At 25.7% G+C, this 12,381-nt stretch carries 11 protein-coding genes and 1 other annotated feature; all 11 genes read left to right on the top strand.

The window, feature by feature from the left end:
- The first annotated feature begins 21 nt into the window (after positions 1-21).
- The 11 genes from AC4FQ1_RS08025 to AC4FQ1_RS07975 all read left to right on the top strand — a co-directional run bounded on the left by AC4FQ1_RS08025 (position 22) and on the right by AC4FQ1_RS07975 (position 12,140).
- Entirely contained in the window at positions 22-396 is a 375-nt protein-coding gene (locus tag AC4FQ1_RS08025; RefSeq protein WP_303129176.1) for a hypothetical protein, read from the top strand.
- Positions 397-597: 201 nt separating this feature from the next.
- Positions 598-853 (top strand) — a binding site (T-box leader).
- A 53-nt stretch (positions 854-906) separates the two neighbouring features.
- Positions 907-1,389, top strand: coding sequence for an Lrp/AsnC family transcriptional regulator (locus AC4FQ1_RS08020; RefSeq protein ID WP_303129177.1), 483 nt, complete (start codon positions 907-909; stop codon positions 1,387-1,389).
- Positions 1,386-2,555, top strand: a complete 1,170-nt coding sequence (locus AC4FQ1_RS08015; protein ID WP_491169421.1) for an aminotransferase class I/II-fold pyridoxal phosphate-dependent enzyme — start codon at positions 1,386-1,388, stop codon at positions 2,553-2,555. Before AC4FQ1_RS08020 ends, AC4FQ1_RS08015 begins: the two co-directional genes overlap by 4 nt.
- An 85-nt stretch (positions 2,556-2,640) precedes the next feature.
- Positions 2,641-4,023: an MATE family efflux transporter gene (locus AC4FQ1_RS08010; protein WP_491169420.1), complete on the top strand. Its 1,383-nt coding sequence runs from the start codon at positions 2,641-2,643 to the stop codon at positions 4,021-4,023.
- 131 nt (positions 4,024-4,154) lie between these two features.
- Complete coding sequence (locus AC4FQ1_RS08005; RefSeq protein WP_491169419.1) at positions 4,155-4,865, top strand: phosphatase; 711 nt, start codon at positions 4,155-4,157, stop codon at positions 4,863-4,865.
- Positions 4,866-4,931: 66 nt separating this feature from the next.
- Positions 4,932-5,618 carry a hypothetical protein gene (locus tag AC4FQ1_RS08000; protein ID WP_491169418.1) on the top strand — a complete coding sequence of 229 codons (687 nt, stop codon included), beginning with the start codon at positions 4,932-4,934 and terminating at the stop codon, positions 5,616-5,618.
- A gap of 220 nt (positions 5,619-5,838) precedes the next feature.
- Positions 5,839-6,906, top strand: coding sequence for an AEC family transporter (locus AC4FQ1_RS07995; protein ID WP_303130931.1), 1,068 nt, complete (start codon positions 5,839-5,841; stop codon positions 6,904-6,906).
- 114 nt (positions 6,907-7,020) lie between these two features.
- Complete coding sequence (locus AC4FQ1_RS07990) at positions 7,021-8,019, top strand: 2-hydroxyacid dehydrogenase (RefSeq protein ID WP_303130930.1); 999 nt, start codon at positions 7,021-7,023, stop codon at positions 8,017-8,019.
- 136 nt (positions 8,020-8,155) lie between these two features.
- Positions 8,156-9,694, top strand: a complete 1,539-nt coding sequence (locus AC4FQ1_RS07985; RefSeq protein WP_303130929.1) for an ATP-binding protein — start codon at positions 8,156-8,158, stop codon at positions 9,692-9,694.
- A 2-nt stretch (positions 9,695-9,696) separates the two neighbouring features.
- Positions 9,697-10,380, top strand: coding sequence for a response regulator (locus tag AC4FQ1_RS07980; protein ID WP_303130927.1), 684 nt, complete (start codon positions 9,697-9,699; stop codon positions 10,378-10,380).
- Positions 10,381-10,637: 257 nt separating this feature from the next.
- Entirely contained in the window at positions 10,638-12,140 is a 1,503-nt protein-coding gene (locus AC4FQ1_RS07975) for a DUF1846 domain-containing protein (RefSeq protein ID WP_303130924.1), read from the top strand.
- Positions 12,141-12,381 lie beyond the last annotated feature (241 nt).

Below are 12,381 nucleotides of genomic sequence, written 5' to 3'. Positions count from 1 at the left end.
GTGAGAAAGAGAGGAATTAAAATGACTAGATGTAATAAAGGTTATGGAGAATGTAAAAAAGAAAAATGCTATTGTATACCATGCAAAGATAACAAATGTGAAAAGTATGAAAGATGTGCAGAAGAATTAGCAGCACAAAATAGAGCATTATTAGAAGCAATAAATAAAAAATTAAGAGAAGCTAACTGCTTACAAGAAGAAGCAGCTAAATATAGATTAAAAGCAGATCAACTATCAGAAAAAGCTGACAAAAAATTAAGAGAAGTTGAATGTCTATTAGAAAAATTTGAAGAAATAATTAGAAAAACAAATATTTTATTCTGTAAGGCTATAGAATGCTATAAAGAAGAAGCTGAAGATGATTTTGACTGTGATGGATACTGGAAGTGTAGATAAGTAATATGTTGGATGTGAAAATTTAAATTTTCACATCCTTTTTATAAAATAATTTACTCTAATTGGAAATTTTATTTGTTAAATATAAATTATATTGCAAAACAAATTATATTTAAATATTAATAATAAATTACAAAATTTTAATTAATAAAAGTATTGAATTTATTAAAATATAGTCATATAATAGATAAAAAATAAATGTAAAAAATTTTGAAGAGGAAGAGTACATAAAATAGTTCCTTTAAAGAGAGCTAAAGTTTGGTGGAATTTAGCAAGGGTATTTATGGAAGCAGCCTTGGAATTGCTTATTGAGAACTAAGTTTAATGCTTAATAAAATAAGCCGTAATCCTAACGTTAAATAGGAAAGGAATAAATTTATTCTTATAGAGTGAATAAATATAGCGATATATTTATTTATTAGGGTGGTACCGCGAATTAGTAACCTTCGTCCCTTTATTGTGGATGGAGGTTTTTTTTATTTTAAATAAATTAGGGAGGATTTAAGAGATATGGAAGAAATTCTTGAGGTTTTAGAGAAAAACAGTAGATATAGTGATGAAAAAATAGCTATAATGACTGGAAAGACAGTAGAAGAAGTAAGAGAAGCTATTAGAGATTATGAAGAAAAAAATATAATAGCAGGGTATACTACATTAATAAATTGGGAAAATACAGGAAAAGAGACAGTTACAGCATTAATTGAAGTAAAAATAACACCTCAAAGAGGTCAAGGTTTTGATAAAGTTGCAGAAAGAATATATAAATTTTCAAATGTTAAAGCTTGTTATTTAATGAGTTCTGGAGGTTTTGATTTAACTGTAATAGTAGAAGGAAAAACAATGAAAGAAGTTGCTATGTTTGTATCAGAAAAACTTGCAGTTCAAGAATATGTACAAGGTACAGCAACTCATTTTGTACTTAAAAAGTATAAAGATCATGGAACTATATTTAAAGATAAGAAGATTAGTGATAGGGAGGCTATATTTATATGATAATGGAAAATATGATTTTAGATAATATAAAAAATATGCCCCCATCTGGAATAAGAAAATATTTTGATATGATAAACGAAATGGAAGATGTAATATCACTTGGAGTTGGTGAGCCAGACTTTGTAACACCTTGGAATGTTGTAGAAGCTGGTATATATTCATTAGAAAAAGGACATACACATTATTCTTCTAATGCTGGATTTATTGAACTTAGAGAAGAAATAGCAAATTATTTGTATAGAAAGTTTAATTTATCATATGACCCAAAAGAAGAAATATTAGTTACTGTTGGTGGAAGTGAGGCTATTGATTTAGCACTTAGAGCGCTTGTAGGTCCTGGAGATGAAGTTATAATTCCAGAACCTAGCTTTGTTGCTTATAAAGGATGTACAACTTTTACAGGAGCAACAGCAAAAATAATAAACTTAAAGGCTGAAGATGAATTTAAACTTATGCCAGATGATTTAAGAGATGCTATAACAGATAAAACAAAAGTTTTAATACTTCCTTTTCCAAATAATCCAACTGGAGCTATAATGACAAAGGAAGAATTAGAAAAAATAGTTGATGTTGTTAAAGATAAGAATATAATAATTCTTTCAGATGAGATATATGGAGAGTTATCATATGATAAAAAACATGTATCAATTGCAGAATTTGAAGAGGTTAAAGATAAAACACTTATAATAAATGGTTTTTCAAAAGCTTATGCAATGACTGGATGGAGACTTGGATATGCTTGTGGAAATAAAGTATTAATAGATGCCATGAAAAAAATACATCAATATGCAATAATGTGCTCACCAACAACAGCGCAATATGCAGCAATTGAAGCACTTAAGCATGGAGATGATAGTGTAAGAGAAATGGCATCAGAATATAATAGAAGAAGAAGAGTTTTAGTAAATGGTTTTAGAAAAATGGGACTTGAATGTTTTGAACCATTAGGTGCATTATATGTATTCCCATGTATTAAGTCGACAGGTATGACTTCAGATGAATTTTGTGAAAAACTTCTTATGGAAGAAAGGGTGTTAGCTGTTCCAGGAAATGCCTTTGGTGAATCTGGTGAAGGATTTATAAGAGCATGTTATGCTGCATCTATGGATGATTTAATAGAAGCTATAAAAAGGATAGATAAATTTATAAATAAATATAAAGCATAGTTTTTTAACTATGCTTTTTGTTCACATTTTAAGTAAAATAATGTAAAATTTATAATATATTAAATTTGTGGAGGTTTTGGTTTAAATGACTGATAAAAAAATAGATTTAGGTACAGGAAAGATAAATAATTTATTATTTAGATTAGCACTTCCTGCAATTATAGCTCAAATAGTTAACGTTCTATATAATATTATAGATAGAATATTTATAGGAAGAATACCAAATGGAGAAATTGCTATGGCGGGAGTTGGAGTAGCTTTTCCAATAATAATGATAATATCAGCTTTCAGTGCGCTTATTGGTATGGGTGGAGCGCCTCTTGCAGCTATAAAGATGGGAGAGAAAAATAATGATGAAGCTGAAGAAATACTAAGTAATAGTTTTTCAGCTCTTATATTATTAGGAATTATACTTACTATAGTTTTTACTATTTTTAAAGAACAAATGCTTTGGGCTTTTGGAGCAAGTGAAGCTACAATAAAATACTCAAGTGATTATTTAGGATTATATATTTTGGGAACTATATTTGTTCAAATAGCATTAGGAATGAATCCTTTTGTTAACACACAGGGATTTGCGAAGACTGGTATGGCTACTGTTATAATAGGTGCTATAATTAATATAATTTTAGATCCTATATTTATATTTGGTTTTGGAATGGGGGTTAAAGGTGCTGCTCTTGCAACAGTTTTAGGACAATGTGTCTCAGCTATATGGGTTCTTAAATTTTTATTTAGTCAAAAAAGTATATTAAAAATAAGAAAAGAGTACATGATTCCAAAACTAAAAATTATATTTCAAGTAGTAGCTCTTGGAGTTTCACCTTTTATAATGCAATCAACAGAAAGTCTTGTAATGATTATAATGAATAATCAATTATTAAGATATGGTGGAGATTTAGCAGTTAGTGCTATGACTATAATGAGTAGTATAATGCAGATAGTGTTATTACCTCTTGTAGGTTTATCCCAAGGTGCTCAACCAATAATAAGTTATAATTATGGAGCAAAAGAAGGAAATAGAGTAAAACAAACATTCAGATTATTATTTACTTATTGTTTATGTTATACAGGAGTTATGTGGATTGCTTTAATGATGGCTCCAGGTTTTTTTGTATCGATATTTAATGATAATTCAAATCTTATGGATATAACAACTTGGAGTATAAAAATATTCTTTGGTGGAGTTATTGCATCAGGAGCACAAATAGCGTGCCAACAAACATTTTTAGCTCTTGGACAAGCTAAAACATCATTAATATTAGCTCTTTTAAGAAAGATAATACTTCTTATACCATTAGCATTAATATTACCTATGATTTTTGAAAATAAACTTAAATGGACTTTAATGGCAGAACCAATTGCAGATATAATAGCAGCAACTATTACTGTAATATGTTTTGTATCATTTTATAATAAAAAACTTTCAGAAGATGCATTAGGTTCTGATAACGTTAGTAAAGCTTAATATAAATAAAAAAGGACTTTTTACTTAGAGTGAATTCTTAGTAATAAAGTTCTTTTTATTTAATAATTATAAAATTATGATTAAAAAATTTTTTGTGGTAAAATATATTAGTAGTATTAAGGAGGTAAAAAATGAGAGAATTAATAGACTTACATACACATACTGTGTCTAGCGGTCATGCATATAGCACAGTTAAAGAAAACATAGATAGTGCAAGAGATAAGGGAATTAAATATTTAGGAATTTCAGATCATGCTCCTAAAATGCCAGGCACTGCACATATATATCATTTCCATAACTTAAGAGTTATTCCTAAACATATTGATGGTGTTAATGTTTTTGTTGGGGCAGAAGTTAATATATTAGACTTTAATGGAAATGTAGATTTAACAGATGATGATTTAAATAATCTAGATTATGCAATAGCAAGTTTTCATCCACCTTGTATAAATCCTGGAACAGAAGAAGAAAATACAAGAGCTGTTATAAATGTTATGAAAAAGCCAAACATAAAAATAATAGGTCATTTAGATGATTCAAGATATCCTGTTAATTATGAAGAAGTTGTAATTGCTGCAAAAGAAAATAATATTTTATTAGAATTAAATAATTCATCTTTAAGACCAAATGGTTTTAGAGTAGGAGCCTTAGAAAATGATAAAAAAATGTTAGAGTTTTGTAGAAAACATAAAGCCAAAATAATATTTGGTAGTGACTCTCACATATGTTATGATATAGGAAAGTTTGATAACTGTATAAATTTAGTAGATGAAATAAATTTCCCAAAAGAACTTATAATTAATTATAATGAAGAAGAAATAAAAGGTATATTTAATATATAAATTGTTTAGGGCTATTTTAAATAGCCCTAAATTACTTTTACATAAAAATAAGAGGGGTAAGTATTAATGGGGGATAATAAAACTGTAAATATATTTTATTCTTTAGAAAATGAAGAAAATATATTGAATAAATTCAATAGTGATATTTTTAAAGTATATAATCATATTTTTAAAAAAGATAAAATTATAAAATTTATTAAGTATTATAATTTTTGTTTTGATATGTACAATGTGAATTTTATAAGTTTTAATGATATAAATTATTTTACTAAAACAAATTTATTTAATAATAGTTTTGTAAATATAATAATATGTAATATTAAAGAAAAAGAGCATTGTATAAAGAAATTTATTAATTTAAACAAAATAATTTTTATAGAAAATAAATATATAAAAACTAGAAAAGATATAGATATGATTATTTTATTAAAGGAAATATTATTTTTTTACTTTAATAATTATGATAAAAGTATAGAATTAAAAGATATTTATGTATATGTATCAAAATTATATAATAAAGAGAATTGTGGAATGGGAGTATATGATACATTAAAAGAGTGTAATAAATTATATAATCAAAGAAAAGTTAAAATTAATGTTATTAGTGGAAGTGAATTAAATATGGAAAGTTTATATTATATATTTGATCCACTTTTAGAGTATACAAATGAAAACTCTAAAGTTAGGTTTGAAAATATTATACAAAGCAATATAAAGAATAATTTTATAATTAATATATTAGGAGCTGAGTAAAGCTCTTTTTTTTATAAAAATTTGACTAAAACTTAACAAAAAAATGAATTATTTAATTTATTTAAGTAAATAAATTAAATAATAAAACTTAAAAAACTTAAATAATTATTTAGAAATTTAAATATAATTGTGAGTTAATTGTTAATGTTATAACATAAGTGTGAAATTAATAACAAAAAGATTTGAGAAAACTTTATAAACTGAGGAGGAATTAAATTAGATGGATATCTTAAGTATTTTAGGAAAAACATTAACAGATAACGCAATTATAGGTGCAATATTTTCATCAATAGCAATTATTTTTTTAGGATTTTATTTAAGAAAGAAAAATATAATAAATGATAGTGCTGCAAAAATATTAAGTAAGGTAGTTTTATCAGTATCACTTCCAGCATTAGCATTAAAATCATTTTTAGTAGATATTAATAAGAAAAGCTTACATGAAGGAATAAATCTTTTAATATGGGGATTTGCAATTTATATAGTTCTTATATTTATAACTAAGTTATTTTATTCAAGATACAAGGGAGATAAACAAGATGCTTTAAGAGTATTAACAGTATTTGGATCAACAACTTTCTTTGGAACTCCGATTGTACAAGCTGTTTATGGAACAGTAGGAGTTATGTATTCTTCAATATTCAATATAGCTTATAGAGTGTTCCTTTATTCATATGGATTTATTAAAATGTCAGGTTTGAAGATGGATAAAGAAAACTTTAAGAAAAATGTTAAAACTATGTTTTTAAATCCAATTATTATAGCAACATTTTTAGGTTTATTTATATGGTTATTCCAAGAGTCATTACCACAAGTAGCTGTTTCTACTAAAGAAGGGGTAAAAAACTATGCATTTTTAAGAATTGACCAAACATTACCATGGCTTTATAAACCTTTAACTTACTTAAGTGCTTTATGTTCACCACTTGCATGGTTATCAATTGGAGCTAATTTAGCTACAATACCATTTAAAGAAGCTATGGGATCAAAAGATTCTTGGTACTATAGCATTCAAAAAGTAATTATAGTTCCATTAATAAATATAGTATTATTATATGTTTTAAATGTAACTGGAATTTTACCAGTATCATATATTGGACTAGCTACTGTAGTAATAATGATGGCAGCGCCAACAGCAACAGTTGCAGCAGCTTATGCTATAAGCTTTGATAAAGAATCAGTTCTTTCATCAAATTGTTCATTATTATCAACTATAGTTGCAGTAGTAGCAATGCCAATATGGATAGTTGCTTTAGAAGTAATTAAAAATATAGGGTTATTTGTATAGTTAAATTTTAAATGACTATAATTCAGGAATTAGATTTAAAAACTTTTTCCTGAATTAAGTCTTATTTTAATATAGATATATTTTTATATATTTAAAAAGAAGGGAAGTTTTTTTATGTCAATTAAGTTAGTTTGTTTTGGAGTAAGACCAACAGAAGTTGAATTTTTTAATAAATTAAATAAATATGGATATGATTTAAAACTTGTAGAAAAAGGATTAAATCATGAAAATGTAAAGGAAGCTATAGGAGCAGAAGCTATAATGGTTAGGGGTAACTGTATGGCTGATAGACAAAACTTAGAGCTATTAAAAAATAATGGATTAAAGTATGTACTTACTAGAACAGTAGGATTTGATCATGTTGATTTAGAAGCAGTAAAGGAATTTGGATTAAAGTCAGCTAGAGTTCCAGGATATTCACCAAATGCAATAAGTGAACTTGCAGTAACTCTTGCAATGATGTTACTTAGACATACAGCTTATACAGTAAATAGAACAAGAGAAAAGAATTTCATTGTTGATGCTAATATGTTTAGTAAAGAAATTAGAAATTGTACAGTTGGAATAATTGGAACTGGAAGAATAGGACTTACAACTGCTAAGCTTTTTAAGGGACTAGGAGCAAAAGTTATTGGTTATGATGTATTTCAAAGTGATGCAGCGAAAGAAATTGTTGAATTTGTAAGTCAAGAAGAATTAATAAAAACTTCAGATGTAATTTCAGTACATATGCCATATATAAAAGGAGTAAATTATCATTTAATAAATGATGAATTTATAAATAATATGAAAGATGGCGGAATAATTATAAACACAGCAAGAGGAGAACTTCAAGATATAGAAGCAATTATAAGAGGAATTGAAAGTGGAAAACTTGGTGGTTATGGAGCTGATGTATTAGAGGGAGAAAGTAGAGTTTTCTTTAAAGATCTTAAGGGACAAGAAATAGATGATAAAAATATAGAAAAACTTATAGAAATGTTCCCTAAAGTATTATTAACTCCTCACATGGGATCATATACAGATGAAGCTTTAACAAATATGATAAGTATTTCATATGATAATTTAAATGAATATTTAACAGAAAGTAATTGTAAAAATGCAATAGCTTAGTATATTTATAATAAAGCCTTACTTGTAGAAAACTATAAGTAAGGCTTTTTATAATTAAGGTTTAAAAAATAAAAAATGTCGAAAAAAATAAAATAATTATGTATAATCTAATATAAAAAGAATAAAAGGAGAGAATATGAGTTTTAAAAGTCGTGTACGAAAACGTAGTATTATAATAGCGATAATACCATTAATCCTTGCTTGTATATTTTTTATGAAGCTTAGAGTTGACGATCTTAATGATGAAATAAAACAAGATTTAAAAGAAATTTCATATGTAATAGCTAATACCCCAATAGTTCAAAATACATTAGAGCAAAGAAAAAATAATTTTGAGATTCAATCTTATGTAAGTAAATTTGTGAAAAACTTTAAAAACATAGATATAATTGTTGTTGGAGATATGACCGGAGAAAAATACTCACATCTTGATGTTAATCAAATAGGACAAAAGTTTGTAAATACAGATAATAAAGATGTAATTAAATATGGAACAAGTTATTATTCAACAATGGAAGGTTCTATGGGTGTTACAGTTAGATACTTTGCTCCAATATATAATAATGATAAACAAGTTGGGTTTGTTATGGTAGGTAAATACTTAAAAGATGTTGAGTCAGTAACTAATAAGGTTATAGTTATAACAATATGCTTATTTGTTTTAATATTGCCAATTACAATAATATTATCAGAAACATTTGCAAGAAAAATAAAAAGAGAAATGCTTGGTATGGAACCTGATGAAATAGCAAGATTATATAATGAAAAGAGAATAATACTTGACTCCATAGATGAAGGTGTAATTGCCATAGATAGAAATAATAAAATTTTAGAAATAAATGATAATTGTTTTAAGATGCTAGATACATTAAATATAGAAGAATTAATACAAAAAATTTCTAAATATATAGATAATAAGAGTAGTGTAAAAATGAAAGAAATAACATTAAGTGGTGAAAAGGTATTTGTAAATTTAAGTTTTATAAAAGAGAAAGAAAAGTATTTAGGTGCTGTTGTTACTTTAATGAAAAGTGAAAATATAAATAGACTTGCAAGAGAAATAACTGGTATAGACGGATTACTTAAAAATATTAGAGCAAATGTTCATGAATTTAAAAATAAATTACATGTTATTTTGGGACTTATAAATCTAGAAGAATATGATGAAGCAAAAAAATATATAAGTGAGTGTCAAAAGGAAGTTTTAGAAAATACAACTACTGTTGCAGGAATAAAGGATAATTTAATAAGTGCTATGCTTCTTAGTAAAAAACTTATTGCAAATGAAAAGAATATAAAATTTATAATAAATGAAGATTCTTATATGATGCATTCACATGGAAGAGTAACTTCAATTGACATAATAACTATACTTGGAAATCTTATAGAAAATGCTTTTGATGCATGTATAGAAAAAGGTTCTAGTGGAGTTGTAGAAGTTTATATAGGTGAAGATGAAAAAATAATAAATATAGAAGTTACAGACAATGGAATTAATATAAATAAAAATATAAAAGACAATCTTTTTGAAAATGGAGTAACATCTAAAGGTACAGGGAGAGGAATTGGATTATCAACTGTAAAAGGTAGAATTGATCTTTATGGTGGAAGTATAAAAATAAAAGAAAACAAAAGAAATAAAAAATTTATAATAAGTATATTAAAGGAGGAATAGGTGTGAACAAAGTAGTTATTGTTGAAGATGATCCTATGGTAGCTTTAATAAATAAAAAATATGTTGAGATGATTAATGGATTTTCAGTATTTAAAACTGTATCTAATAAAGAAGATTTAATAGATGTTTTGGAAAAAGAAAATATAGATTTAATATTATTAGATGTTTACTTACCTAAAGAAAATGGTATAGAAATATTAAAATATATTAGAGATAAAGGAATATTATCAGAAGTTATAATGATGACAGCAGCAGATAAATCAGAAGAAATAAAAACTGCTTTTGCATATGGAGTAGTAGATTATTTAATAAAGCCATTTGAATTTGAAAGATTTAAGAAAGCTATAGATAAGTATATTAAAAAGAGAGAACTTTTAATTCAAAATACTAAGTTAGATCAAAATGATTTAGATAGATTATATAATAATGATAATTTAGTTAATGAAGAAAATAAACTTCCAAAAGGAATAAATAAAAATACATTAAATAAGATATACAATGTTATAAATGAAAATAATGAAGAATATTGGACTATAAGAGGTATATCAAAATTAACAGGTGTAAGTAATGTTACTATAAAAAAATATGTTGATTATTTAGAAAATATAGGTGAAGCTGAAGTAACAATAGATTATGGTAATGTTGGTAGACCAGAATACAAATATAAATTTATAAAAGAGAATTAAATATAGAAAATAACTCTAAAAATGTATATAATATAATTAAACATGTTTTGGAGATGATTTTATGAACTATCATAAGTATAAATATATTGGATTATTAGGACTTTTATCTTTAATAGGGCTAAAAGGATTTACATCTAACAATCCAATATATTTTCTGTTTTTTATAAACATTTTATGGTTCACATATTTTTATGAAAATAGTTTAGTTTACAAGAATAAAAAATTTAAATAAAAAATAATTAACAAAAGGAGAAATTATGAAAATAGGATTTGATCATAAAAAGTATTTAGAAGAACAGTCTAAATATATTTTAGAAAGAGTAAATAATTACGATAAACTTTATTTAGAATTTGGAGGTAAGCTTCTTCAAGACCTTCATGCAAAGAGAGTATTACCTGGATTTGATGAAAATGCAAAAATAAAATTATTACATAAGTTAAGAGATAAAGCTGAAATAATTATTTGTGTGTATGCAGGTGATATTGAAAGAAATAAAATAAGAGGAGACTTTGGTATTACATATGATGCTGATGTATTAAGACTTATTGATGAACTTAGATCATATGATTTAGATGTAAATAGTGTTGTAATAACAAGATATGATGAACAACCTTCTACAAATATTTTTATAAATAAGCTTGAAAGAAGAGGAATAAAGGTATATAAACATAGAGCAACTAAAGGATATCCAACAGATGTAGATACAATAGTAAGTGATGAAGGATATGGAAAAAATCCATATATAGAAACTACAAAACCAATAGTTGTTGTTACAGCTCCAGGACCAGGAAGTGGAAAACTTGCAACATGCTTAAGTCAACTTTATCATGAAAATAAAAGAGGAAATGTTGCAGGATATTCAAAATTTGAAACATTCCCAGTATGGAATGTACCATTAAAGCATCCATTAAATATTGCATATGAAGCTGCAACAGCAGATTTAAAAGATGTAAATATGATAGATTCATTCCATTTTGATGCTTATAATAAGGTAGCAGTAAATTATAATAGAGATATTGAAAGTTTTCCAGTATTAAAAAGAATTATAGAAAAAATAACAGGAAAAGAATCTGTATATAAATCACCTACTGATATGGGAGTTAATAGAGTAGGTTTTGGAATTATAGATGATGATGTAGTAAAAGAAGCTTCAAAACAAGAGATTATAAGAAGATATTTTAAAACTGCATGTGAATACAAAAAAGGTTATGTAGATAAAGAAACATTTCAAAGAGTATCACTTATAATGAGTGAATTAAATTTAGTAGAACAAGATAGAAAAGTTGTAACTAAAGCTAGAGAAAATTCTGAGAGATTAAAGAAGTTAAAAGGTGGTAACGAGATATGTCCATCTGTTGCAATTGAATTAGAAGATGGAACTATAGTTACAGGTAAAACATCAGAACTTATGGAAGGCACAGCAGCAGCTATTGTTAATGCTATTAAATATTTTGCTGATATAAATGATGATATTCATTTAATTTCACCAGTTATATTAAATCCTATAATAAGATTAAAGAAAGAAACATTAGCATCTAAAAGACCAGCTCTTAATTGTGAAGAAGTTCTTATGGCACTTAGTATATGTGCAGCTACTAATCCTATGGCGCAAGTTGCTGTTGAGAAACTTTATAAGCTTAAAGGAGCTCAAGCCCATTCAACTACAATAGTAAGTAATAATGATGAACAAACATTTAGAAAACTTGGAATAGATATAACTTGTGATGCTGAATATGCAACTCAAAATTTATATTATTAATTATAATAGATAAGAGTTTAACTCTTATCTATTTTTTTGTAGAAAAAAATAGAAAAATTTTAAAAAGATGTTTACAACGGATAATAATTATTATATAATAATAAATGTAATCAGGAAAAACAAAAACGAATTAAGATTTATAAATGAAAATTAAAATAAAAAAATGTGTGTTTAAGAAGAGGAGAGATAGTATATGAAAAAATTTATATGTACAGTATGTGGATACGTTTATGAGGGAGAA

This window comes from Clostridium sp. TJA020 (assembly GCF_058310295.1).
The sequence above is the reverse complement of the archived record's forward strand: the minus strand, read 5'-3'. Positions and strand labels throughout refer to the sequence as shown.